This window comes from Kribbella qitaiheensis (assembly GCF_014217565.1).
GTDB classification, from domain to species: domain Bacteria; phylum Actinomycetota; class Actinomycetes; order Propionibacteriales; family Kribbellaceae; genus Kribbella; species Kribbella qitaiheensis_A.
Genome location: NZ_CP043661.1, coordinates 1,428,069 through 1,450,943 on the forward strand (window position 1 = coordinate 1,428,069; position 22,875 = coordinate 1,450,943).

Genomic DNA, 22,875 nt, shown 5'->3' on the forward strand with positions numbered 1-22,875 from the left:
CGGCCGACCAACTGTCTGACTGACGGCCATCTCAGATCGCCCCTGCCCTGGTGAGTTCGCGGGTGATCTGGTGCTGCGCGTCCTTCCAGGCCTGATCGGACGACTTGCTGCCGATCTCGACGTTGACCAGTTCGTTCGACAACGGGTTACCGATGATCGTGTCGTAGGGGCTGAAGTAGGCCCCCGGGTACTTCTTCGCCGACTCGGCGAAGACGTCGACGATCCGCTGGCCGCCGAAGAACGGGTCGGGCGCGGTCAGCCGGGAGTCTGTGTAGCTGGCCGGGGTGGAGGGGAAGAGCACCGGGTCGAGGAAGGACTCCGCCTGGTTCTTCGCCGACTCCAGCCAGGTGATGAAAGCGAACGCGGCCTCGGGATCCTTGCAGTACTTGGTGATCGCGAGGAAGGAACCCCCGCGGTTACCGGGACCGCCGGGCGCCGGCGTGACCCGCCACAGGCCTTTCGTCTTCGGTGCGGCGTTCTTCGGACCCAACTGGGCCCACCAGACCGCCCCGATGAAGGCGACCAGCTTGCCGTTGGTGACGACGGCGTTGGCGTCGGTGCTGCCCGACTGGGCGTTGGCCGACAGGCCTTCCTTGACGACCCGGACGGCCAGGTCCCAGGCCTGCCTGATGTGGTCGGCGTCGCCGATGTACTGCCCTGCCGCGGTCATGTAGCGCTTCGGCAACTGGGCCAGCGCGTAGCTGAAGATCGAGGTGATGTTGTCGGTGATGGCCGAGCCGGGCACCGCCTGCTTGAGCTTCTTGCCGAGCTGGATGTAGCTGTCCCAGTCCGGCGCCGCGGCCGCCACGTCGGCCGGCTCGGTGGGCAGGCCGGCCTTCTCGAAGATGTCGCGCCGGTAGAACAGCGCGGTCGGGCCGGTGTCCATCGGGAAGGCCAACATCTTGTTCTCGGGGGTGATGCCGAGCTTCCACTTCCAGGGCAGGAAGTCGGCCTCCACCTTGTCGGCGCCCAGCTCGCGCAGATCGTGGAACTGGTCCGCGTTCGGGAAGTAGGTGGCGACGTCGTCGTTGATCCCGATGATGTCCGGCACCAGCGACTTGCCGGCCAGCGAGGTCAGCACCTTCGTCTTGTAGTCGCCGCCGATCCGGGTCATCGCCAGCTTCTTGCCGGCGCCCGGGATGCCCTTCTCCGCCGTCGCGATCAGCGAGTCGTTCACCGATCCGGTCCAGCACCACATGCTCAGCTCGTCGGCAGCGCCGAGCGAGCTGCGCGAGCCGCACCCGGTCAGACCGGCGGCCGCGGCCGCACCTCCTGCGCCGAGGGCCAGGAACTTTCGTCTGCTCACTGCCATGGACTGCCTCACCTACACCTTCGCACTGCTACCGGGAGGGGCATTTCGCGATGTTCGTTTGCGCGAAAACTTGTCTACAAATGTTCAGACATAGATAAGGTAAGCGCATACCAACTGAACCGGTCAAGGGCTCGTCTTGCGACCTGACCGCTTCTGGACCATCCCGGTACCTACCAGAGTTCGCCTGATTGGATAGCTGCATGCCGACCCCCGTGATCGACACCGTCCTGTTCGATGCCGATGGAGTGATCCAGCGGCCCACGGTCGACTGGCGCATCGAGCTGGCGACCTTCATCCGGCCCGACCAGTCGGCCGAGGAGTTCATCCTCGACCTGATGGCCGCCGAGCAGCCGTCGATCCGTGGCGAAGGCGACTTCCGCGTGGCAGTGGCCGAAGTACTGGCGCGCTGGGGATCGGCCACCCCGATCGAGGACGCCATGCAGCCATGGCGCTGGTTCGAGGCCGAGCCGGTCGTGGTCGACCTGATCCAGCAGCTCCGTAAGGCGGGGATCGGTTGCCACCTGGCGACGAACCAGCAGGCCTACCGCCGGATGATCATGCACGACGAGCGGCACTACGGCGACTGGTTCGACCAGACCTTCTACTCCTGCGATCTCGGCGTGGCCAAGCCGGACCCGGCGTACTTCCACGCGATCCTGGACACCGTCGGCAAGCAGGGCTCGTCCACGCTCTTCATCGACGACAACGAGCGCAACATCAAAGGCGCCCTGACCGCGGGCCTGCATGCCGAGCTCTACGACCTGTCCGAAGGCACGGACGCCTTGCGTGACCTGTTGGCCCGCTACGGACTCCCGACCTCAGCCTGAGCTCGTACGGCGGTCTGCGGGCGGGCCGGTCGTAGTGGCCGGCTGATCAGGAACAGCACGAGCAGCAGCGGAAGCGTGATCAGGAAGGCCTTGCTGAGGTCGACCACCGTTGCCAGCGCGGCCAGGATGGTCGGCGCGGCGAGAATCGCGGTCGCCGAGGCGAGCGCACCCAAGGCCGCCAGCCGGACCGGCCGGATGCCAGGCGTGGCGACGAGCGCGGCGATGGTCAGCGGGTAGAGCGGCGCGACGCCCAGGCCGGCCAGCAGCAGTCCGGTGACGACAAGTGCGGGCGAGCCGAACAAGCTCACCAAGAGGCAACCGCTGAGTGCCAGCAACCCGGGCCGGGACCAACGGAGCCCAGCCGCGGAAGTGGATCGGCCCGATCGACCGTCCGACCGCCATCCCGATCGGGAACGCACTACCCAGCAGGGCCGCGATCGCGATTGCCAGGCCGGCGTCCACCAGCCGGGCCACGGACCACACCACGAAACAGAACTCGACCGCCACGGCCAGCACCACTCGCGACCAGCCGCGGAACGCACTGAGCCACGGTGACCCCTCCCCCGCCGGGGTCGAATCCAGGCTCTGCCCAGCTCTCGCCGGGGCCGCGATCACGATCAGAACGAGGAAAGCGGGTACCGCGAGCAGCATCGCCAGACGACCGGTAGGACCGAGCGAGTCGAGCCCGCCGATGGCCAGCGGCGCCAGGATGCCCGTCGCACTGCCGACCGCGTTCACCTTCGTCAGCCGAGCCGCTGCTGTCGGCCCACTCAGCAGCAGGGGTGCGAGCAAGACCAGCAGCGCTCCACCAAGACCGATCAGCAGTCCACCGGTCACCGCAGTGATGAAGCTGGGCGCCACAGCGACCAGGACCGCTCCCAGCGCGCAGACTAGGGCGCCACCTCGTAGTACGGCCGTGATCGCGCCGGTGCGGAGCAGGATCGGTCCGAGGAAGGCGATGATCAGCAGACCGAGGGCGAAGGCAGAGGGCAGCAGGGCGAGCCGGCCGGCTGGCTCGTCGAGGTCACGAGCCAGTACGGCGACGCAGGCGCCGAGGCCGCCCAGTAGGAAGCCCAAGGCCGCTAGCGCCAGGCCGACCTCCAGCTCGACCCGGCGGGCGCTGCTACTCATGGGCTCGTTGGTCGAGCAGTGCGGCGAGTTGGTGCAGGTCGGTGAGATTCACGTCGCCGGACAAGCCCTTCAAGGCGGCCGTGATCGCACCTGCGGCCCGTCCCGCCTGCAGTCCGACCTCGGCGTCCTCCACGACCAGACACGAGGTGGGCGAGGTCTCCAGCAACTCGGCCGCGCGCAGGTAGCCCTCGGGATCGGGCTTGCCCTTGCTGATGTCCTCGACGGTCACCAGGACAGGTGGGTCGATCCCAGCCGCACCGAGGCGGGCCTTGGCCAACTGGCGGTCCGCGCTGGTCACCACCGCCCAGGGCAGTCCCAGCTGCTTGATGGTGGCGAGCACTTCGGCGGCGCCGGGCGCGGCGGAGACGTCCGAGAGATCGTCGTACTGGAGTTCCAGTTGGCGGTTCGCGGCCTTGCTGCGGGCGGGCTCCTCGATACCGGGGAGCATCCGGTCGACGGTGGACTCGGCCGGGCTGCCGTGCGCGATGGCGAGCACTGCCGTCGCGTCGACGCCGTACTCATGAGCCCAGGTCGTCCAGGCCCGCTCGACCGCCTCGTCCGACGTGACCAGCGTGCCGTCCATGTCGAACAACACGGCCCGCACCTGTAGCAGCTCCATCGACTCCTCCATTAAACTCGTTCTCCGAGCATAAGGGAGAAGGTCCCCATGACGGCAAGAGGCAGCGCTATCTCTTCGCGGCGCGGTCGGTGGCAGACAGCAGCCGAGGTACTGAGCTTAGTGGGACGGCAGCCCGGCATTACCCGGGCAGCCGTCGCCCGGGAACTGCGGCTGAGCACCAGTTCGGCGACAGAGGTCACTGCGCGACTCCGGGATCTCCGGTTGCTCACTGAGACACCGGCACCGAGCCGTGGCCGCGGTAGGCCGACCACTGTGTTGCTGCCGCACCCAGAAGGTCCTCTGGTTCTGGCAGTGAACCTGCGACAGGGCACATGGCGCTCTGCGGTCGTCTCGCTCGACGGCGCGCTCCACGAGGTAGTGACGACACCGCACCGGAGTAGACAACCGCAGGCGGTGCTGGCGAGCATCCAAGCAGCCGTGGAGAACACCAAGACGCAGTACGGCGATCGGCTGCGGGTGGTGAGCCTTGCTGTGGCCGGGACCGTCCGGGAGAACCGCCTGATGCAGGCGTCGACGCTGGGCTGGGACGAGGTGGAGCTGAGCCCGGTGGTCGGCGAGACCGGGCTGACCCTGCTCGCCGGGAACGACGCGACCCTCAGTGGAGTGGCCGAATCGCGCACCGGCGCTGCTGCAGGCGCCCGTACTGCGTTGCACCTGATCGTCGAGGTCGGCCTGGGCGGCACGCTCATCCTGGACGGGAATCCGGCCAGTGGGGCGACCGGGGTGGCCGGCGAATACGGTCACATGCCTTTTGGGGACCGATCTTTGCGGTGTCCGTGCGGCGCCAGCGGTTGCTGGGATCTCGACGTCGACGGTCGAGCCCTGGCACGGCGACTCGGGGAGGACGAGCCCGACGATCCGTTCACCTATGCCGAGTCCGTGTTGCAGCGCACCGATTCCGCTGCCTCGGCCGCCATTGCGCTCTCGGCGACCGCGCTCGGGTCGGGGATCGCCGGGCTGGTCAACGCGCACGACCCCGACGTCATCACCCTCGGCGGACTGGCCGTCCCCCTCCGCAAGAGCGCGCCGGATGCCTTCGACACGGCGTACCGGGATGGCCTGATGAGGTTCCATCGCGGCTCTCCCCCACCGATCCTCGACTCCGCCCACGAAGCCGACGGCGCCCTCCTCGGGGCCGCCGCCCTAGGCCTCGACCACATCACCACCGAGCCGGCCATCGCCACCTGGGCCGAACCCACCCTCTAGCAAAGGGTCAGGCGGGCGGCGCGCCGCCGGAAGCTCGCGCGGTATCGCTGCCGCTCGCCCCGGCCGAAGGAGCGGGATCGCCCGCCACTCCTCCGTCACCCGCACCAGCGCTCCCGGCCGGAAGGCCGGCTTCGCCCGCGGCGCCGGTTGCCCCGCCACCGTCCGAGGGGGCGGAATCACCGACCACGCCTTCCCTGAGCTCGCCGTCTGCGGCCTCGCTGTCAGTTGTTTCGGGCTCGACGGGCTTCGGGGCGGGGATGATCGGGGGTTCCAGTTTTGCCAGGATGGTGATGATGTCCTGGCGGTGGTGCTGGATCTCGTGGGCGGTGTGGCGGATCACCCAGCCGAGTGAGCGGGGCGCGCGGACCGGGTAGTTGTAGAGGCCCAGCTTGCCGAGCTCGACCGGCTTCAGGACCCGGGCCGCGGCACCGAAGTCCTTGGCGTTCTTCATCAGCGCGGCCGCGACCACCATCGGGTCCTGCTGCTCGTACTTCAGCTCCTTCAGCCGCCCGGTCCGGTCCATCGGCGCGTACACCGGCCGGTCCTCGGCCAGGCACTGCGCGATCCGCGCCCGCTGCGTCTCGAGCACGTCGCGGACGTGGCAGGCGTACTCGATCGCCGACCACACCTCCGGCTCCGGCCGCAGCCGGACCACGTTCACGTCCGGCCCGGCCGCCGCCTTCGTCAGCGCCATGCTGCTCTCCGCCGACTGACGGATCAGCGTCGTCACGGTGCCCTGTAGGTCACCCGTGTCGTAGTTGAAGCCGCATTCCTGGCACAGTCCGTCCACCGGTGGGCGGCTCGCGTTCACTGATCACTCCTGGTTCGAAACTGCCATCCATGGTCCACCGGCCCGATTCCCCCGCCGAGCGCGAACCCGGCGGCAACCGCCCCGCTGATGTAGTCCTTGGCCGCGCCGACAGCAGCCGGTACGTCGTACCCGCGGGCCAGGTACGCCGCGATCGCACTGGCCAGCGTGCACCCCGTGCCGTGCGTATGGCGGTTGTCGGCCCGCGGCGCGCTGTACTCGCGACGCACGCCAGGCCCATGCAGTACGTCGACAGCGACCGGCCCGTCGTCATGCCCGCCCTTCACCAGCACCCAGTCGGCGCCAGCGTCGAGCAAGAGCTTCGCTGCCAACTCCCGATCCTCACCGTTCGTCCCCGCCACCGGGCCGAGCTCGGTGAGGTTGGGCGTCAGCACGGTCGCGAGCGGCACGATCTCCTCCCGGACAGCCGCCATCGCATCGGCGGCCAGCAGTGCATCGCCGTGCTTGGAAACCGACACCGGATCGACCACGATCGGTACGCCGGGCGGCAGCGTCCGCAGCAAGGACGCAACGACTCGCACCATCGCGGTGGAGGCGAGCATCCCCGTCTTCACCGCGTCGACGCCGATGTCGTCCACCACACTGCGGAACTGGGCCCGCACCTGCTCCTCGGGCAACTCCCAGGCACCCTGTACGCCGAGGCTGTTCTGCGCGGTGATCGCGGTCAGCACGCTCATCCCGTGGACGCCGTTGGCCAGCATCGACTTCAGATCAGCCTGGATCCCGGCTCCCCCGCCGGAATCCGATCCGGCAATCGTCAGCACCCGCGGCGGCGCGGCGTTCATGTCAGCTCCTCACGTCGGCCTGTCACAGCCATTTCCTCACATCGGCCGGGCACGGCCACGGTCAGCTCCCGAAGTGGGCGTGCCCCGCGGCGCCGGTGTAGGCCGTACCGTCCACGGTCACCGTCCCGGCGGGCAGGTTCTCGTTGCCCTCGGCAACCGAACCGATCACGGTCCAGCCCTCCGGTACGTCGGCCGGCTCGAACGTCCCGACCAGCGCGTGATCCTCGCCGCCACCGAGCACGAACGTCAGCGCGTCCACCCCGGTCGCGGCCGCGACGGCCTGCAGCGGCTCGGGGATCGCCAGCGCCTGCGAGCGGATGTCGATCACCACGGCGCTGGCTTCCGCGATATGGCCGAGGTCGGCGATCAGGCCGTCGCTCACATCGCACATCGAGGAGGCGCCTGCGATCGCGGCGCGCGGGCCCTCGGCGTACGGGGGTTGGGGGCGGCGGTGCGCGTCCACGACGGTCCGGGGCGACCGGAAACCACGGTTCAGTACGGCGACGCCGGCTTCGGCCCAGCCGAGCCGGCCGATGAAGGCCACCTCGTCGCCGGGGCGCGCGCCGGACCGCAGTACGGGCGGTCGGCCGTCGAGCGAACCGAAGGCGGTGACCGAGACGACGATCTTGTCGGACTGGACCACGTCACCGCCGACGATGCTGACGCCGAGCAGCTCGGCCTCGTCGGCCAGCCCCTGGTTCAGCTCGATCGCCCAGGCGGTCGACAGCTCCGCCGGCGCGCCGAAACCGACCACCATCGCGGTCGCCCGGGCGCCCATCGCGACGATGTCGGCCAGGTTCTGCGCGGCGGCCTTGCGGCCCACGTCGTACGCCGACGACCAGTCCTGCCGGAAGTGCCGGCCTTCGACCAGCATGTCGGTCGTGATCACCATCCGGCCGTCCGGCACCGCCAGCACGGCCGCGTCGTCGCCGGGCCCGACCAGGACGTCCTCACCCAGGGGCAGTCCTTTGGTGATGGCTTCGATCAAGCCGAACTCACCAGTACCACCCAACGTCTCTGTCACGTCAGCAGACCTCCCATATCGCTCCGGCGAGTCTAGGCGGTACGGTGACCGGGCAACGAAGAGTACGCCGGGCCGCTCTGCAGTACCGTGGCCGGATCCAGCTGAGGACGACTGAGTGGAGAACGACGTGGTGGTCCAGGCCTACATCCTGATCCAGACCGAGGTCGGCAAGGCGGCCGATGTCGCACAGCAGATCGCCGAGGTCCAGGGCGTCACCCTGGCGGAAGATGTCACAGGTCCGTACGACGTGATCGTGCGCGCCGAGGCCCGCAACGTCGACGAGCTGGGCAAGCTGGTCGTGGCGAAGGTCCAGAACGTGCCCGGCATCACCCGCACGCTGACGTGCCCCGTCGTCCACATCTGACCCCGATCAACCGTTCGTCTGCGGCCACGCGCCAATCAGCGGAGCGGGCCGCTCTCGTGATGCGGGCAGCGATCGCGCTTGGCGGCGCGACGCTGCTGATGGCCGGCTGCGGCCCGGACCCGGTCAAGATCGCCGTGCCGGAGCCTGCGCCGGAGGTCGCGCAGGTGTGTACCGGGTTGATCCAGGCGATGCCTGCCAAGGTGCTCGACGGCAAACGGCGCAAGACAGAGCCGTCGAGCGCCTTGACCACGGCGTACGGGGATCCGCCCATCGAGGTGACCTGTGGAGTCACGCCGCCGGCCGGGATGGCCGAGGCGCAGTCGCAGTGCTTCGAGGTGAACGGCGTGGGCTGGTTCGCCAAGGAGGTCACCAACGGCGTCATCTTCACCACCATCGGCCGCGAGGTCTACCTGGAGGTGGCGGTGCCCGCGAAGTACACCCCGGAAGCCAACGCCCTCACCGATGTCTCGGACGCCGTCAAGGCCCACAACACCTTGATCACCCCGTGCACCTGACGCGCTCGCCCGGCACCTGACGCGCGTCCCTGCTGCATCGAAAGTTCCTGGTGAGTGCGTGTCCGGTTCCGCGCGGGGTCATCGACGTACCCGGTGAGAGGCACCAGAGTTGGTGCCCTGACGACGGGAGCATCAGATGAAGTACATGATCCTGACCTACGCCTCGCAGCAGGACTACGACGGGATGGCCGGGAAGGACACCGGCAAACCCGCGTGGACCGGCGAGGACTTCGCCGCGATGGGCGCCTTCATGCAGAAGTTCAACGACGACCTGGCCGAGTCCGGTGAGCTCGTCGAGACCAGGGCACTGGCCGCGCCGGTGCTGACCAGGCGGCTCGGCTCGAAGGACGGCGCGGCGGTGGTGACGGACGGCCCGTACGCGGAGACGCAAGAGGTGCTGGCCGGCTACTGGATCGTCGAGTGTGACAGCTTCGACCGGGCCACCGAGATCGCCGCCAGACTCGCCGACACCCCCGCTCCCGAGTTCGTCCGGGCCACCGCCTACGCCGACATCCGGCCGCTCGCGGAAGGCCAGGAGGATCTGGTGGGCTGATGTCCGAGCCGACGCTGGAGGATCTGCTGCGGGAGCTGGCGCCGCAGGTCCTCGGCGCGCTGGTCCGCCGGTACGGGCACTTCGACACCGCCGAGGACGCAGTACAAGAGGCGCTGCTTGCTGCGACTCGGCAGTGGCCTTCGCAAGGACGCCCAGATGACCCGCGAGCCTGGTTGATCACGGTCGCCTCCCGGCGGCTGACCGACCTGCTCCGCAGTGAGCAGGCTCGGCAGCGCCGCGAGGACAAGGTCTCGCGGTGGCCGCTGGTGCCGACGGAGCCGGTCGGCGACTCCGACGACACCTTGGTCCTGCTCTTCATGTGCTGTCATCCGGCGCTGTCTGCCGCGTCCCAGATCGCGCTCACCCTCCGAGCGGTAGGCGGTCTCACGACAGCAGAGATCAGCCGTGCCTTCCTGGTGCCGGAGGCGACGATGACGCGCCGGATCAGCCGTGCCAAGCAGAGTGTGAAGGCAGCCGGGGCCCGGTTCTCGCTGCCGCCTGATCAGGCCGAGCGGCTGGAAGCGGTCCTGAAGGTCAGCTACCTGATCTTCAACGAGGGCTACGCCAGTACGACGGGGCCCAGCCTGCAGCGGGTCGAGTTGGCCTCCGAGGGGATCCGGTTGGCCCGGATGCTGCACCGGCTGTTGCCCGACGACAGCGAGGTGGCAGGGCTGCTCGCCTTGATGCTGTTGACCGATGCGCGGCGCCCGGCACGGACCGGTCCGGGTGGGGAGCTGATCCCGATGGCCGAGCAGGACCGTGGATCGTGGATCACGGCCGAGATCGCCGAAGGCGTCGAGCTGATCACCAAGGCACTGCCGCAGGGACCGGTCGGGCCGTACCAGTTGCAGGCGGCGATCGCTGCCGTGCACGACGAAGCGCCTTCCGCCGAGGAGACGGACTGGCCGCAGATCAAGGCGTTGTACGAAGTGCTGCTGCAGCTCACCGACAACCCGATGGTCGCGCTGAACCACGTGGTGGCCGTCGCGATGGCTTGCGGTCCGGCCGAGGGGTTGCAGTTGCTCGGGCGGATCGAGGGCGACGAGCGGATCGTGGCCGACCACAGGCTGTTCGCAGTACGGGCTCATCTGTTGGAGATGTCGGGTGACCGGATCGCGGCACGGGCTGCGTATGTCGAGGCGGCGACGCGGACGACGAGTTTGCAGCAGCAGCGCTACCTCAACGCCAAGGCCGCCACGATCGCGCAGACGTCGTCGCCGTGAGTTCGTCGCGGAGCTGAGTCGGGGCGACGCGGATCAGCGCGGCGCGGACGGGGTGTCAGCGCAGGCCGGTGGGGCGGGTCAGGGCTAGGGCGAGGAGGTGGTCGACGAGGTCGCTGTAGTTGATGCCGGTGGCGGCCCAGACTCGCGGGAACATGCTGTACGGCGTGAAGCCGGGCATCGTGTTGATCTCGTTGATGACGATCCGGCCGTCCTCCTCCAGGAAGAAGTCGACGCGCGCCAGCCCTTCGCCCTCGATCGCCTCGAACGCGGTGAGCGCCTTGGCCCGGATCTCGTTGGCGACCTCGTCCGGCAGGTCGGCCGGCACGCTCAGCGTGGCGAACTCGACCTCGTCCGGCAGGTACTTGGCCTCGAAGTCGTAGAAGTCGTGGCCGCCGCCGATCAGTGCGACCTCTCCACAGACACTCGCCGTCGGATCGGCTCCGTCGAGCCCGCCGAGAATGCCGACCTCGATCTCGCGCGGGTTCTTCGCGGCCGCCTCGACGATCACCTTGGGATCGTGTGAGCGGGCCTCGGCGACGGCACCGTCCAGCTCGTCGAGGGAGTTCACCTTGCTGATGCCGAGGCTCGAACCACCCCGCGAAGGCTTCACGAACACCGGGAAGCCGAGCCGGCCCACCGCCTCCCGGCACGCCTGCGGGTCGCGGGACCAGTCCCGCTCGCGGATCACGACGTACGGCGTGACCTCGAGCCCGGCCGCTGCCAGGACGACCTTCATGTAGTGCTTGTCCATCCCGACAGCGCTGGCCAGTACGCCGGAGCCGACGTACCGGATGTCCGACATCTCCAGCAGCCCCTGCAGCGTGCCGTCCTCGCCGAACGGTCCGTGCAGCAACGGGAAGACCACGTCGACCTCGCCCAGCGTGCTCGGCACCTGGTCGGGTGCCTGCACGATCAGTTCGCGGCCGGCGCCGAACAGCACCGGCAGCGCGGTCGCGTCCACCTCCGGCAGTTTGCCGTCGGTGATGGAGAGCCGGTCCGGGTCACCGCTCTCCAGCACCCAGTGGCCGCTGGTGTCGATGCCGATCGGGACCACGTCGTACTTGTCCCGGTCGATCACCTTCAGGACATTTGCCGCGGTGATGCACGAGACCGCGTGCTCGCTGGACCGGCCGCCGAAGACGATGGCGACGCGAGGTTTGCGCTGTTCTTCACTCACCGCCTCGACGATAGCGGTGTCCGCAGCAGCCGGGCCTGCAGGGTTTCACTCCGTCAGCAGGATGGCCCGGGCCGGGCAGGGCAACGCTGCCTCACGCGTGGCGTCGTACTGGTCGGCCGACGGGTTCTGCAGCAGTACTGCGCCGCTGTCCTCGTCTCGCTGGTCGAAGACCTCCGGAGCAGCCAGCACGCACTGCCCCGAACGGCTCGTCCTGGAGTTCGTCGAGAGCAGCCTGTTCGGCGCGCTCGACTGTGCAGACCTGGGTCGACAACCCGGCCGGCATCGACGCCAAAGAACTGGCCCGCGAGGCGATGTGCCTGCTGCGAGGCGGCGGCATCCCCCTCCCCACCGCCGACCCGAGCGGTCCCGGCAACCCGAGCTGGTCCCCGAGGCTGCCGGCGGATCACCGAGCCCTGCGCTCGCGGCCGGAAGCTGGGTTGGGAGAATCCAGGTATGAGCCCTGACCTGGATCCCTCGACCGTCGTCGTGCACGCCGGGCGGCCCGCCCGTGTTCCGGATGCGCCGCTCGGTGAGTCGCCCGTCTTCAGCTCGACCTACATCGCCGGGGGGAACCGTGGCTACGGCCGGTTCGACAACGACGCGTGGGCGGCGCTCGAGACGACCCTGGGTCAGCTGGAAGGCGGTCGCGGGCTGACCTTCGCCTCCGGGATGGCTGCCGCCGCGGCCGTCATCGACCTCGTACCGGTCGGCGGCCGGGTCGTCGCACCCGCGCACGCCTACAGCGGAGTACTGGCTCTGCTCGATCAGCAAGCCGCGACCGGACGCCTCACGGTCGAACGGGTCGACATCGCCGACAACGACGCCGTGGCCGCCGCGGTCGCCGGCGCGGACATGTTGTGGATCGAGTCGCCGACCAACCCGGCGATGGAGGTCGCGGACCTCCCCGCGATCTGCGCCGCCGCCCACGCGGCCGGCGCCACCGCGGTCGTCGACAACACCTTCGCGACGCCGCTACTCCAGCAGCCGTTGAGCTTGGGCGCGGACATCGTGATGCATTCGGCCACCAAGTTCATCGCGGGCCACTCGGACGTCCTGCTCGGTGCGGTGATCACCGCGGACGACTCGCTCTGGACGGCCCTCGAACTCAGGCGTCGCAGCCTCGGCGCGATCCCCGGCCCGATGGAAGCGTGGCTGGCTTTGCGCGGTTTACGAACCCTGGCCCTGCGACTTGACCGCGCCCAGTCGAACGCGGCCTTCCTCGCCACTCGATTGCTCGACCACCCGCGAGTCAGCCGGGTCCGCTACCCAGGCCTGCCCGACGATCCCGGTCACTCTCGCGCGGCCGCCCAGATGTCCGGCTTCGGCGCGATCCTCTCGATCGAGCTCGGTGGCGACGCGGAAGGCGCCCAGCGAGTCTGCGAAAGCACCTCGCTCTGGGTCCACGCCACCAGCCTCGGCGGCGTCGAGTCGATGCTGGAACGCCGCCGCCGCTGGGCGATCGAAGTACCCACCATTCCCGACGATCTGATCCGCCTGTCGGTCGGCATCGAGCACCCGGACGACCTCTGGAACGACCTCTCCGAAGCCCTCAAAGCATGATCTGACCCCAGGTTTTCGAACTCGCCCGGGAGTCGCTGCAGGCAAAGAGCTACCCGGTCGGCGCCGTCCTGGTGGACCCGGCCGGCTCGATCGCGTACTCCGGCCGCAACCGGGCCGCCGATGAATCCGCGCCGCCTGGCCGCCTCGTCGGTACTACGCTCGCCCACGCCGAACTCGACGTCCTCGGTCAACTGGCGCCCTCGGAGTACGACGACTGGACTCTCCACACGTCGCTGCAGCCGTGCTTGTTCTGCCTCAGCGCGATCCGGCTGGCTCGCGTGGGGCACGTCGTCTATGCGGGCGCGGATCCGGTCTGGGATGCCTCCGCGCGGGTCCCTTCGATATTACCGGCGGCGATCTCGGCTCGCTGGCCCCGCAGTACCGGACCGGCCGCTGGATTCGACGGCGTGTGGGGGTCGTTGCTGCCGGCGATGTGGCTGGTCGTCTATCAGCCCGAGTCGGTCGCGGAGCCGTCGGAGTTGATGCCTTGGGCAACGGTTGAACGCGCGCGGCGGTGCGTTGCGGGCGGCGTCCTGGAGTGCGGATCGATGGCCGAGGCCTACGAGCTTGCGTCTTCCTTGTCCTGACCGGGTTTCAGCACGTCGGCGGCCAGGACGGTAACGATGCAGAGGAGGACCGGGAGGGCGAAGGCGACGTTGAGGGGGACCCAGTGGGTCAGGCCGCCGATCACGGCTGGACCGGCGAGCAGTCCGACGTAGCCGAGGCCGACCACCTTCGCCATCAGGGCGCCTGACGCTCGGCGGTCGAGGTTGCCGGCGGCGGTGAAGAGCTGCGGTACGCCGCCCGACAAGCCGAGTCCGAACAGTGCCCAGCCGATCAGGCCGACCGGGACCCATGGCACGAAGATCACCGTGGTCAGGCCGATCGCGGCGAGCGCCGCGCCGTACCGGACGATCGCCGCCGGGCCGATCAGCGCCGCGACCCGGTCGGTCGCGAACCGCCCGACCGTCATGGCGACTGCGAACGCGCCGTACGCGTAGGCAGCCGTGCTGGTCGAAGTACCGATGACGTCCCGGAACTGCAGGGCGGCCCAGTCGTTGGCGACCCCTTCGGCGAGCATCAGGCCGAACGCGAGCGCGCCGAGCTGCCAGACCAGCTTCGCCGGCGGCTTCTGGGCCGGGACCTCAGCCATTGCCTCGACCGGCTCCTCGGTGCCGGCTTCGATCAGGAAGCGGGCGGCAAGGAGAGAGACGACGATGCAGAGGAGGCCACAGGCGCTGAGGGTGATCGCGGTGTCGACACCGCCCCGGAGCGCCGCGGCGCCGATCAACGCCGCGAAGGCGCCGCCGATCGACCACATCGCGTGGAACGCGGCCATGATCGGCCGCGGGTAGGCGCGTTCGACCACGACGGCATGCGAGTTCATCGCGACGTCGATCGAACCGTTGCCGAAACCGAAGAGCATCAGCGTGAGGCCGAGCGTCCACCAGTTGCCGGCCAGGCCGGGGCCGAACAGCGACAGGCCGAGGAAGATGCCGGCGGCAGGCAGCAGGCGACGTTGGCCGATACGGTCGGCCAGCGGGCCCGCGACCTGCATACCGAGGAAGGCGGCGCCGCCGAGGATCAGCAGCAGGAGGCCGAGGGTGGTGTGCGAGATGTTGGTCGCCCGCTCGACGTTCGGGATGTGGACGACCCACATGCCGACCGCGAAGCCGTTCAGGCCGAAGTAGACCCAGGTCGCGATCCGCGCGGCACGCGGTGGTCCCTGCTGGGTGGTGGAGTTTGCGTTCGCGGTCGCGGGCGCGGCGGTCAAGAGAGAGACTCCTGAAGATCGTTGGCCTTCGTGCTGTTGATTTCGACGCGGTCGCCTTCGGTACTGTTCGTTTCGGCGACCTGGATGAGCACGCCGCGTTGGGCCAGTACGGCGCGGTCGGCCTCGGGCGCGGTCGCGTCGGTGATGATCAGGTCGGGCCGATCGGCCGGGCAGATGTAGGCGAGCGCAGCGCGATCCCACTTGGCGCCGTCGACCAGCACCATCGACCGCGTGGACACCGCCAGCGCCTGCAGCTTCACCTCGGCATCCCCCAGATCGAACGCGGTCATCCCGGCTTCCAGGCTGAACGCGCAGGGGCTGAGCACGGCAACGTCGAATCGCAGCGAACGAAGCGAGGCCAGCGTCAGCGGACCCACCATCGCCAACTCCCCCGGCCCGTGGCTCACCACCCGGCAGCAGCAACCGGACGCCAGGCGCGCCGATCAACTCCTGCGCGACGTGGAGCGACAGCGGCATCACCGTCACCACGCGATCTCTGAGCAGCCGGGCGACCTCCAACGCCGTGGTACCGCTGTCCAGTACGACGGTTTCGCCATCGCGGATCTGGGCCACAGCCGCAGCCGCGATTGCCTGCTTCGCCTCGGTCTCGGCGATGGAGCGCGTGGCGTACGGCGGCTCGACTCCGGACTGCATCGCGGACACAGCGCCGCCATGGACGCGCTTGAGCACGCCCTGTGCCGCGAGATAGTCGAGATCGCGGCGAACGGTCATGTCCGAGGCACCGGTGGCCGTCACCAATTCGGCGACCGCGACCCGGCCGGACCCCTGGAGTTGGTCGATGATGACCCGTTGACGCTCTGAGCTTCGCACTGTGAAAAGCTAACACTGTCCTGAGTGATCAAACAAATTTCTTGTTGATTTGTTTACTCAGGGTGTTCAATTGCACAGGTCAGCTAGGGCTTGAGTGAGGGGTTTCTGTTCGTGGTCGACGACATGCAAGCGATCCAGGATCGCCAGCTGGTCCGCCGGTCCCGGATCGCGGTGGCGGCGATCTTCTGTGTCCACGGCTCGGTGACCGGCTCCTTCGCGACCCGGGTGCCGTGGATCCAGGAGCACGCCTCCGTCAGCGCCGGGCAGCTCGGGCTCGCGCTGGCCTTCCCGGCGATCGGCGCCTCGCTGTCGATGCCGCTCGCCGCCCGGATCAGCCATCGCTTCGGCACTCGCGCCGCCCAGCGATTCCTGATCGCCCTCTGGACCCTCGCGCTGATCCTCCCGTCGCTCGCCACCAACCTGCTGACGCTTTGCGCCGCCTTGTTCGTTTACGGCGCGACCGCGGGAATGGCGGATGTGGCGATGAACGCGCTCGGCGTCGAGATCGAACATCGGCTGGGCAAATCGATCATGTCCGGCCTGCACGGGATGTGGAGCGTCGGTGCGCTGCTCGGTTCCGGCGTCGGCACCATCGCGGCGCACCTCGACATCAGCGCCCAACTCCACCACCTGGTAGCCGCGGGTGTCTTGACGGTGCTCGGGGCGGTTGCCTCGCAGTACGTGCTGAACCTCCATCCGGCCGAGGACGAGGAAGCGCCGCCACGGTTCGCGCTGCCGCCGAAGTCCGCCTTGCTGATCGGTGCGGTCGGGTTCTGCGCGGTGTTCGCCGAGGGCGCCAGCCTCGACTGGTCGGCTGTCTATCTGCGCGACATCCTGACCACCTCGGCCGGCGTCGCCGCGGGTGCGACCACCGGGTTCGCGCTGACGATGGCGATCGCGCGCATCGCCGGCGATGCGGTCGTGAACCGCTGGGGCCCGGTCCGTACTGTGCGCGTGAGCGGGATCATCGCGACCCTCGGCGGCATCCTGGTCGTGATCGCGTCGAACCCGCTCGTGGCGATGGTGGGGTTCGGCCTGCTCGGGCTGGGCATCGCGGTCGTAGTACCGCTGGCTTTCGCCGCCGCGGGGCACGCCGGCCCGAACAAGAGCCAGGCCATCGCCGGCGTGGCAACCGTCACCTACGCCTCCGGCCTGGTCGCCCCGTCCATCATCGGAGGCATCGCCCAGGCCTCCAACCTCACCATCTCCTTCATCGTCGTCACAGCGCTAACGGTCGGCCTCGCGATCTTCGCCCCCGTACTACGCCCACGCGCGTCGCTCTAGCCGGCACGCCACCTTCAGCGCCGTACTACGCCCGCGTACCGCGGGGTCTGAGGGCGACCCGGCGCCCTCAGGGGCGGCCCGCGTGTGGGGCTGGGGCGGGAGTGGTGAGGAGTTGGCCGGTGCGAGCCGGGGTGAACATGTTCTCGAAGCCACTCCACTCGGCCGCGAGGATGTAGAGCGCGGCGCCGTCCTCGCCACCCAGCATGCAGGCGAAAGCACCCCGGTCGAGTTCGACCTTCTGCAACACCTCACCGCCCTCCCGCACCCGGACGCACTGCTGATTGGGCACATCGGCGTACCAGACAGCTCCCTCGGCATCCAGACAGATCCCATCCGGATGCTGCCCCTCGCCGAGGTCCGCCCACACCCGCCGATTCGCAAGGCTGCCGTCCGCGCCGATGTCGAAGGCGCTCAACCGGCACCCGTACGACTCCGCGACGATCAGCGTCGTCCCGTCCTCGCTCACCGCCATCCCGTTCCCGAACGCGATCCCATCGGCGACCTGCCGGACCTCCCCTTCGGGAGTGACGACAACGATCACCCCCGGCTTCGAGAAGTCGAACCACCCACCGTTGACGAAGGTGTACCCGCGCCGATCGACCACGATCTCGTTGAACATGTCCGCGACCCCACTCAGGTCGGCATGCTCGACCAGCGCCCCGTCCCGCTCTTGCCGCAACAACCGCACCCCCGCGACGACGATCAACCGCCCATCCGGCAACCAGTCGATCGAGAACGGCAACGTCTCCGGCGGAACGCTCGCCATCAGCTCGCTCTTGCCCTCGGCATCAACCGCGAGAATCTCGCCGGTCCCCCAGTTCGAGAACCACAACCGCCCCTCCCGCCACCGCGGCGACTCCCCGAACGCCAACCCGCCCAGCACCAACTCCACCATCACAACTCCCAACCTCCGGCGTCCCCTCTGAACGCCCTCACCCGTAGTACGAACCCACCCCCACCTTTTCGACACCCACCAACAAACCGCTGTCGCGGGCCGTGAGGCTGGCCGGACGGGAGGTTGGCGCGGGCGATGAGGCTGGGCTGGGAGCTTGGGCGCGGGTGGTGAGGGTGGGCGGGAGGTTAGGCGCGGCGGGCGGTGGCGACGGTGTAGTGGGCGGTGATGCGGTAGCCCTCGGGGTCTTCGTTGACCGACTGGGCGGCTGCGAGTAGCCGGGACTTGAGTTCGGCGCGCAACTCTGCGGCATCGGGCCGCTGGGAGAGTGCCGCATCGGCGCTGACCGCCATCGGGTGCTGTGCCGAGTGCGCCAGATACTCCTCCGCAGACGCATTGTCGAATACCAAGCTCTTACGAAGTACTTCGACGGTGAACCCGTACGGCGCAAACGCCGCGTGCAAAGCCTCCGGATCATGCCAGGCAAGCGACTTCGGCTTGTCAGCAGCGTCACGCGGTTGAGCCGGCCCATCTCCTCCGCCGAAGACCTCACCCATGAACTTGGCGGCGGTCCCGTTCACAACCGTCAACGGCCCACCAGGAAGCCAATCCGTGACGACAATCCGCCCGTCCGGCGCAACCACTCGCACCATCTCCGCGACCGCAGCCGCCGGGTCCGGCGAGAAGATCACCCCGAACACCGACATCACCAGCTCAACGGACTGATCCTTCACCGGAATCCCCGCCGCATCCCCAACGACGAACTCGGCATCAAGCCCCTGCGCAGCAGCCCGACCCCGAGCAACCTCCAGCAACCTGCCCGCCGGATCCACCCCAGTCACCACCGCACCCCGAGCCGCAGCAGCCAATGCGGCGTTCCCGGTCCCACACCCCAGATCCAATACGGGCCGCCCCGCCAACGGCCCAACCAACCCGACCACAACCTCAGACACCGGCGCGAGCAACTCCCCCGTCGCCTCATACCTACCAACACCCCAGTCGATCCCCACGCCAAAACCTCCCACTCGCCGGAGGCCCATCATCACCCCAACGGACCCCAGCGACCACCCCGCCAGATTCCGACCCGACGTCGACGCGATCGCGCGACCTTGTGCACGAGATCAGCAATCTGCGGCCCGGAAGCACTCAAGCCATGCACAAAGTCGCCCCAAACCGACCGACGCCGCGTACCACTCCGCCGACACGCTGCTTAGCCTGCTCGGCGAGTGCGGGTCTGGGAAGTCGAGCTGCCGGGTTTTTCGTCCGCTGCCGGGTTTTTCGTCCGCTGCCGGGTTTATAGCGCGCTATCGGCCGAGCATCGTGCCAGCGGACCCGATCCCTGGCCCACCCGCACCCCGGGGAACCAGGCGGCGGCGAACCATGGTGGGCAGCACCAACCAGCGCCCGACGTAGGAGCCGCGTGGGCGCCTTGACCAGCCGGCACCGTAGGAGCCGCGTGGGCGCCTTTACCAGCCGGCGCCGTAGGAGCCGCGTGGGCGCCTTACCAGCCGGCGCCGTAGGAGCCGCGTGGGCGCCTTACCAGCCGGCGACGCAGGAGCCGCGTGGGCGCCTTGACCAGCCGGCGACGCAGGAGCGGCGCCCCGGCGTGGGCGGGACGAGCGGAGTACGGAGCTACTTGTCCGTGGCGAAGGCGTCGTCGAAGGAGCCTTCTGGTTTGTCGAAGGCGAGGGCTCGGATGGTGTTGACGGCTTCGGCGGCGCCGACCTTGCGCTCCATGCCTGCGTCTTCCCATTCGACCGAGATCGGGCCGTCGTAGCCGATCGAGTTGAGGACGCGGAAGCAGTCCTCCCAGTTCACGTCGCCGTGGCCGGTCGAGTAGAAGTCCCAGCCGCGGCGCGGGTCGCCCCACGGCAGGTGGGAGCCGAGGCGGCCGTTGCGTCCGCCGCCGACCCGCATCCGGGTGTCCTTGCAGTCGACGTGGTAGATCCGGTCCTTGAAGTCCCAGAGGAACGCGGGCCGGGTCGATGTCCTGCCAGACCATGTGGCTGGGGTCCCAGTTCAGCCCGAAGGCCTCGCGGTGCCCGATCGCCTCCAGCGTCAGCACGGTGGTCCAGTAGTCGTACGCGATCTCCGACGGGTGCACCTCGTGCGCGAACCGCACACCGACCTCGTCGAAGACGTCCAGGATCGGGTTCCACCGATCCGCGAAGTCCTTGTACCCCGCTTCGATCGCCGAAGCCGGCACCGGCGGGAACATCGCGACGTACTGCCAGATCGACGACCCGGTGAAGCCGATCACCGTCTTCACGCCGAGCTTCGCGGCAGCCCGCGCGGTGTTCTTCATGTCCTCGGCGGCCCGCTGCCGCACGCCTTCCGGCGTACCGTCGCCCCACACCCGCGACGGCAGGATCGCCTGGTGCCGGAAGTCGATCGGGTTGTCGCAGATCGCCTGGCCGACGAGGTGGTTCGAGATCGCGAAGACCTGAAGCCCGTGCCGCTCGAGGATCTCCTTGCGGCCGGCGATGTAGTTCTCGTCGTCGATGGCCTGCTGTACGTCGAAGTGATCCCCCGAGCAGGCGATCTCGACGCCGTCGTACCCCCAGGAAGCAGCGAGACCGCAGACCTCTTCGAACGGCAGGTCGGCCCACTGGCCGGTGAACAGAGTGATCGGGCGTGGCATGCGCTGGCTCCTAAAGAGAATCGACGGTGGTCCAGGCGCCGTCGGCTGCGGCTGACCGCAGTACGGCGTCGACGATGCGGGTGGAACGTGCGCCGGCGGCGAAGTCGGGCAAGCCGTCCGGGCGATCGCCCTGGGCTGCCGCGTAGCTGTCGGCGACGAACGAGTCGAAGGCGTCCTGGTAGCCCTGGGCATGACCGGCCGGCAGCCGGTTCACCCTCGCGGCGGGCGGGCTCAGGGTGTCGGGATCGCGGGTCAGCAACTCACTGGCGACCCGGCGACCGACCCACAGCCGATCCGGGTCTTCCTGGTCGAAACCGAAGCTCGACTCGGTCCCGGAGACTTCGAGGTACAGCCTGTTCTTCCGGCCGGCGGCGACCTGGCTGACCACGACCGTGCCCACGACGCCGGCGGCGGTCCGGAACTGGGCCGTCGCAAGATCCTCGGTCCGTACTTCGACGCCGCCGCGGGTGCCCCTGATCGTCCGCGTCTGCGCGCTGATCTCGGCGATCCGGTCGCCGGTGACGAATTCGGTCAGGTCGCACCAGTGCGACCCGATGTCGGCGAACGCCCGCGACGGACCGCCGGCCTGGTCGTCCACCCGCCAGTTGTCGTCGTCGGCCTCGGCCAGCCAGTCCTGCAGGTAGCTCCCGTGCAGGCTGGTGATCTGACCCGCGTCACCGGCGGCGATCCTGGTCCGCAACTCGCGGACCATCGGGTGGTACCGGTAGACGAACGGGACCGTCCCGATCCGGCCCGCCTCCTCGGCTGCGGCGAGCAACCCGGTGGCGTCCTTCGCGGAGGTGGCCAGCGGCTTCTCGCAGATGACGTGCTTGCCCGCGTCGAGCGCTCGCAGGGCCACCGGCAGATGCGTGTTGTTCGGCGTACAGACGTGAATCAGATCGACGTCGGAGGCTAAAAGCTCATCGAGAGTCGCGAAACCCTGGTCGGCGCCAGTGGCCTCGGCCGCGGCCCCCGCGCGATCCGGGCCGGAGCCGACCGCGCCGACCACCTGCGCGCCTGAGACCAACGCGGACCGACCGTGCACCCGACCCATGAAGCCGCCGCCGACGATCCCGACTCTGAGCTTGCGCGCACCGGTGGACATGCCTGCGACGCTATGTGAAGCTTTTGTTCCCCGTCAAGCAAAAGTCCACCGACGAACGGCGGAAGTCCCGATGGCCAACGAAAGCGCACCAGCCGCGGAGCCGGATCCGCTGCTGCGGTTGCTGCTGGACGGCGAGCCCCGGACCCGCAACCAGCTGATGGATCTCACCGGCCTGGCCCGGTCGACCGTGACCGGGCGACTGGAGGTCCTGCTCGCCCAGGAGTACGTCGCGCCCTACGAAGCGGCCGAGTCGACCGGCGGCCGGCCGCCGGCGCGCTTCAGGTTCAACCCGTCGGCCCGGCAGGTGCTCGCCGCGGATGTCGGCGCGACCCACCTGACCGTCGCGCTCACCGACCTCAGCGGGCTGATCATCGACAGCGTCACGACTCCCCACAACATCGCCGAGGGCCCGGAGACCGTGCTGGCCGAGCTCGCCGCACACGGGCACCGACTGCTCGGCAACGGGCGACTGGCCGGTACCGGCGTCGGGCTGCCGGGACCGGTCGAGCACCTCACCGGCCGGCCGAACCATCCACCGATCATGCCGGGCTGGGACTCGTACGACGTCGTCGGCCGGCTGTCCCGCGAATTCGCCGGCCCCGTGCTCGTCGACAACGACGTCAACCTGATGGCCCTCGGCGAGCACACCGGCCGGTACGCCGAGGTCGAGCACCTGTTGTTCGTCAAAGTTGCCACCGGCATCGGCGCCGGCGTGATCAGCGGCGGCCGGCTGCACCGCGGCGCACAAGGCGCGGCCGGCGACATCGGGCACATCCAGGCCCCCGGCCACACCGAGCTGTGTCGCTGCGGCAATACCGGTTGCCTGGAAGCGATCGCCTCCGCGGCGGCCATCGCAGCCCGACTCCGCGCAGCGGGCCTCCCTGCGGAGACCAGCCAGGACGTGGTGGAACTCATCCGCGCCGGCAACCCCATCGCGACCCAGGCGGTTCGTCAGGCAGGCCGCGAGATCGGGACCGTCCTGGCCGCCTGCGTCAGCCTACTGAACCCGTCCGTCATCGTGATCGGCGGCTCGTTGTCCCAGGCCGGCGACAGCCTGCTGGCCGGGATCCGCGAAGCGATCTATGCCAGATCCTTGCCCTTGGCCACTACCGCGCTCCAGGTCGTTGCTTCCGGCACCGGCCGGGACGCCCCGCTACGAGGCGCCGCGGCAATGGTCCAGCAGTACGTCCTCGGGCTGTGAA

The 22,875-nt window shown here is 69.1% G+C and carries 24 protein-coding genes and 2 pseudogenes; 11 read left to right on the plus strand and 15 right to left on the minus strand.

The window, feature by feature from the left end; all coding sequences use genetic code 11:
* Positions 1–31 precede the first annotated feature (31 nt).
* Positions 32–1,312, minus strand: a complete 1,281-nt coding sequence (locus tag F1D05_RS06440; protein ID WP_185446440.1) for an extracellular solute-binding protein — start codon at positions 1,310–1,312, stop codon at positions 32–34.
* 200 nt (positions 1,313–1,512) lie between these two features.
* On the opposite strand from F1D05_RS06440, the gene F1D05_RS06445 reads away from it, so the two are divergent.
* Positions 1,513–2,139 (plus strand): HAD family hydrolase, encoded by a 627-nt coding sequence (locus F1D05_RS06445; RefSeq protein WP_185446441.1) that lies wholly within the window; start codon positions 1,513–1,515, stop codon positions 2,137–2,139.
* Here F1D05_RS06445 and F1D05_RS06450 read toward each other — a convergent pair.
* On the minus strand, positions 2,131–3,270 hold the full coding sequence (locus tag F1D05_RS06450) for a hypothetical protein (protein ID WP_246486471.1): 1,140 nt from the start codon (positions 3,268–3,270) through the stop codon (positions 2,131–2,133). The genes F1D05_RS06445 and F1D05_RS06450 overlap by 9 nt on opposite strands.
* Positions 3,263–3,889: an HAD-IA family hydrolase gene (locus F1D05_RS06455; RefSeq protein WP_185446442.1), complete on the minus strand. Its 627-nt coding sequence runs from the start codon at positions 3,887–3,889 to the stop codon at positions 3,263–3,265. The genes F1D05_RS06450 and F1D05_RS06455 overlap by 8 nt, the downstream gene beginning before the upstream one ends.
* A gap of 312 nt (positions 3,890–4,201) precedes the next feature.
* On the opposite strand from F1D05_RS06455, the gene F1D05_RS06460 reads away from it, so the two are divergent.
* A complete protein-coding gene (locus F1D05_RS06460; protein WP_246486472.1) occupies positions 4,202–5,116 on the plus strand; it encodes an ROK family protein in 915 nt (304 codons plus the stop codon).
* Between the two features lie 7 nt (positions 5,117–5,123).
* Here F1D05_RS06460 and F1D05_RS41840 read toward each other — a convergent pair whose 3' ends face one another.
* The 3 genes from F1D05_RS41840 to F1D05_RS06475 all read right to left on the minus strand — a co-directional run bounded on the left by F1D05_RS41840 (position 5,124) and on the right by F1D05_RS06475 (position 7,754).
* The gene (locus tag F1D05_RS41840; protein ID WP_281388918.1) at positions 5,124–5,927 is read right to left on the minus strand and encodes a DinB family protein; all 804 of its coding nucleotides are present in this window, start codon (positions 5,925–5,927) and stop codon (positions 5,124–5,126) included.
* The gene (gene thiD, locus F1D05_RS06470) at positions 5,924–6,730 is read right to left on the minus strand and encodes a bifunctional hydroxymethylpyrimidine kinase/phosphomethylpyrimidine kinase (RefSeq protein ID WP_185446444.1); all 807 of its coding nucleotides are present in this window, start codon (positions 6,728–6,730) and stop codon (positions 5,924–5,926) included. Before thiD ends, F1D05_RS41840 begins: the two co-directional genes overlap by 4 nt.
* A gap of 61 nt (positions 6,731–6,791) precedes the next feature.
* A complete protein-coding gene (locus tag F1D05_RS06475) occupies positions 6,792–7,754 on the minus strand; it encodes a thiamine-phosphate kinase (RefSeq protein ID WP_185446445.1) in 963 nt (320 codons plus the stop codon).
* Positions 7,755–7,881: 127 nt separating this feature from the next.
* On the opposite strand from F1D05_RS06475, the gene F1D05_RS06480 reads away from it, so the two are divergent.
* The 4 genes from F1D05_RS06480 to F1D05_RS06495 all read left to right on the plus strand — a co-directional run bounded on the left by F1D05_RS06480 (position 7,882) and on the right by F1D05_RS06495 (position 10,409).
* Positions 7,882–8,118, plus strand: coding sequence for an Lrp/AsnC family transcriptional regulator (locus F1D05_RS06480; RefSeq protein ID WP_246486833.1), 237 nt, complete (start codon positions 7,882–7,884; stop codon positions 8,116–8,118).
* Positions 8,119–8,177: 59 nt separating this feature from the next.
* On the plus strand, positions 8,178–8,633 hold the full coding sequence (locus F1D05_RS06485) for a DUF3515 domain-containing protein (RefSeq protein ID WP_246486473.1): 456 nt from the start codon (positions 8,178–8,180) through the stop codon (positions 8,631–8,633).
* 136 nt (positions 8,634–8,769) lie between these two features.
* Positions 8,770–9,186 carry a YciI family protein gene (locus F1D05_RS06490; protein WP_185446447.1) on the plus strand — a complete coding sequence of 139 codons (417 nt, stop codon included), beginning with the start codon at positions 8,770–8,772 and terminating at the stop codon, positions 9,184–9,186.
* Positions 9,186–10,409: an RNA polymerase sigma factor gene (locus F1D05_RS06495; protein WP_185446448.1), complete on the plus strand. Its 1,224-nt coding sequence runs from the start codon at positions 9,186–9,188 to the stop codon at positions 10,407–10,409. Before F1D05_RS06490 ends, F1D05_RS06495 begins: the two co-directional genes overlap by 1 nt.
* 55 nt (positions 10,410–10,464) lie before the next feature.
* On the opposite strand, the gene F1D05_RS06500 is transcribed toward F1D05_RS06495, so the two are convergent.
* Positions 10,465–11,586 (minus strand): D-alanine--D-alanine ligase family protein, encoded by a 1,122-nt coding sequence (locus tag F1D05_RS06500; protein WP_185446449.1) that lies wholly within the window; start codon positions 11,584–11,586, stop codon positions 10,465–10,467.
* Between the two features lie 45 nt (positions 11,587–11,631).
* Entirely contained in the window at positions 11,632–11,775 is a 144-nt protein-coding gene (locus F1D05_RS06505) for a ferredoxin (RefSeq protein WP_246486474.1), read from the minus strand.
* Between the two features lie 62 nt (positions 11,776–11,837).
* On the opposite strand from F1D05_RS06505, the gene F1D05_RS06510 reads away from it, so the two are divergent.
* The 3 genes and pseudogenes from F1D05_RS06510 to F1D05_RS06520 all read left to right on the plus strand — a co-directional run.
* Positions 11,838–12,050, plus strand: a complete 213-nt coding sequence (locus F1D05_RS06510; RefSeq protein WP_185449870.1) for a hypothetical protein — start codon at positions 11,838–11,840, stop codon at positions 12,048–12,050.
* Entirely contained in the window at positions 12,040–13,146 is a 1,107-nt protein-coding gene (locus F1D05_RS06515; protein WP_185446450.1) for a trans-sulfuration enzyme family protein, read from the plus strand. Before F1D05_RS06510 ends, F1D05_RS06515 begins: the two co-directional genes overlap by 11 nt.
* A 26-nt stretch (positions 13,147–13,172) precedes the next feature.
* Positions 13,173–13,733, plus strand: a pseudogene (locus F1D05_RS06520) (nucleoside deaminase); the annotation flags it as partial.
* On the opposite strand, the gene F1D05_RS06525 reads toward F1D05_RS06520, so the two are convergent.
* From F1D05_RS06525 to F1D05_RS41850, 3 genes and pseudogenes are all read right to left on the minus strand, one after another.
* The gene (locus tag F1D05_RS06525) at positions 13,706–14,920 is read right to left on the minus strand and encodes an MFS transporter (RefSeq protein ID WP_185446451.1); all 1,215 of its coding nucleotides are present in this window, start codon (positions 14,918–14,920) and stop codon (positions 13,706–13,708) included. The pseudogene F1D05_RS06520 and the gene F1D05_RS06525 overlap by 28 nt on opposite strands.
* Positions 14,917–15,300, minus strand: a complete 384-nt coding sequence (locus tag F1D05_RS41845) for a hypothetical protein (protein WP_281388965.1) — start codon at positions 15,298–15,300, stop codon at positions 14,917–14,919. Before F1D05_RS41845 ends, F1D05_RS06525 begins: the two co-directional genes overlap by 4 nt.
* Positions 15,301–15,376: 76 nt before the next feature.
* Positions 15,377–15,751 (minus strand): annotated as a pseudogene (locus F1D05_RS41850) (DeoR family transcriptional regulator); the annotation flags it as partial.
* Positions 15,752–15,841: 90 nt separating this feature from the next.
* Here F1D05_RS41850 and F1D05_RS06535 point away from each other — a divergent pair.
* Positions 15,842–17,035 carry an MFS transporter gene (locus F1D05_RS06535; protein WP_246486476.1) on the plus strand — a complete coding sequence of 398 codons (1,194 nt, stop codon included), beginning with the start codon at positions 15,842–15,844 and terminating at the stop codon, positions 17,033–17,035.
* Positions 17,036–17,102: 67 nt separating this feature from the next.
* On the opposite strand, the gene F1D05_RS06540 is transcribed toward F1D05_RS06535, so the two are convergent.
* From F1D05_RS06540 to F1D05_RS06555, 4 genes are all read right to left on the minus strand, one after another.
* Positions 17,103–17,930, minus strand: a complete 828-nt coding sequence (locus tag F1D05_RS06540; RefSeq protein ID WP_185446452.1) for an SMP-30/gluconolactonase/LRE family protein — start codon at positions 17,928–17,930, stop codon at positions 17,103–17,105.
* 185 nt (positions 17,931–18,115) lie between these two features.
* Positions 18,116–18,970: a class I SAM-dependent methyltransferase gene (locus F1D05_RS06545; RefSeq protein WP_343066578.1), complete on the minus strand. Its 855-nt coding sequence runs from the start codon at positions 18,968–18,970 to the stop codon at positions 18,116–18,118.
* A gap of 458 nt (positions 18,971–19,428) precedes the next feature.
* Positions 19,429–20,568, minus strand: a complete 1,140-nt coding sequence (locus tag F1D05_RS42850) for a sugar phosphate isomerase/epimerase family protein (protein WP_428995002.1) — start codon at positions 20,566–20,568, stop codon at positions 19,429–19,431.
* 10 nt (positions 20,569–20,578) lie between these two features.
* Positions 20,579–21,673, minus strand: coding sequence for a Gfo/Idh/MocA family protein (locus F1D05_RS06555; RefSeq protein WP_185446454.1), 1,095 nt, complete (start codon positions 21,671–21,673; stop codon positions 20,579–20,581).
* Positions 21,674–21,743: 70 nt separating this feature from the next.
* Here F1D05_RS06555 and F1D05_RS06560 point away from each other — a divergent pair, with 70 nt between their 5' ends.
* Positions 21,744–22,874, plus strand: coding sequence for an ROK family protein (locus F1D05_RS06560; protein WP_185446455.1), 1,131 nt, complete (start codon positions 21,744–21,746; stop codon positions 22,872–22,874).
* The last annotated feature ends 1 nt before the right edge of the window (position 22,875 follow it).

Bases quoted from the DNA above. Each gene is read 5' to 3' on its own strand.
- F1D05_RS06450 (WP_246486471.1), bottom strand. From the start codon at position 3,270: ATGAGTAGCAGCGCCCGCCGGGTCGAGCTGGAGGTCGGCCTGGCGCTA.
- F1D05_RS06540 (WP_185446452.1), bottom strand. From the start codon at position 17,930: ATGGTGGAGTTGGTGCTGGGCGGGTTGGCGTTCGGGGAGTCGCCGCGG.
- F1D05_RS06490 (WP_185446447.1), top strand. From the start codon at position 8,770: ATGAAGTACATGATCCTGACCTACGCCTCGCAGCAGGACTACGACGGG.
- F1D05_RS06445 (WP_185446441.1), top strand. From the start codon at position 1,513: ATGCCGACCCCCGTGATCGACACCGTCCTGTTCGATGCCGATGGAGTG.
- F1D05_RS06545 (WP_343066578.1), bottom strand. From the start codon at position 18,970: ATGATGGGCCTCCGGCGAGTGGGAGGTTTTGGCGTGGGGATCGACTGG.
- F1D05_RS06440 (WP_185446440.1), bottom strand. From the start codon at position 1,312: ATGGCAGTGAGCAGACGAAAGTTCCTGGCCCTCGGCGCAGGAGGTGCG.
- F1D05_RS06455 (WP_185446442.1), bottom strand. From the start codon at position 3,889: ATGGAGCTGCTACAGGTGCGGGCCGTGTTGTTCGACATGGACGGCACG.
- F1D05_RS06515 (WP_185446450.1), top strand. From the start codon at position 12,040: ATGAGCCCTGACCTGGATCCCTCGACCGTCGTCGTGCACGCCGGGCGG.
- F1D05_RS41845 (WP_281388965.1), bottom strand. From the start codon at position 15,300: ATGGTGGGTCCGCTGACGCTGGCCTCGCTTCGTTCGCTGCGATTCGAC.
- thiD (WP_185446444.1), bottom strand. From the start codon at position 6,730: ATGAACGCCGCGCCGCCGCGGGTGCTGACGATTGCCGGATCGGATTCC.
- F1D05_RS06485 (WP_246486473.1), top strand. From the start codon at position 8,178: ATGCGGGCAGCGATCGCGCTTGGCGGCGCGACGCTGCTGATGGCCGGC.
- F1D05_RS06555 (WP_185446454.1), bottom strand. From the start codon at position 21,673: ATGTCCACCGGTGCGCGCAAGCTCAGAGTCGGGATCGTCGGCGGCGGC.
- F1D05_RS42850 (WP_428995002.1), bottom strand. From the start codon at position 20,568: ATGCCACGCCCGATCACTCTGTTCACCGGCCAGTGGGCCGACCTGCCG.
- F1D05_RS06495 (WP_185446448.1), top strand. From the start codon at position 9,186: ATGTCCGAGCCGACGCTGGAGGATCTGCTGCGGGAGCTGGCGCCGCAG.
- F1D05_RS06560 (WP_185446455.1), top strand. From the start codon at position 21,744: ATGGCCAACGAAAGCGCACCAGCCGCGGAGCCGGATCCGCTGCTGCGG.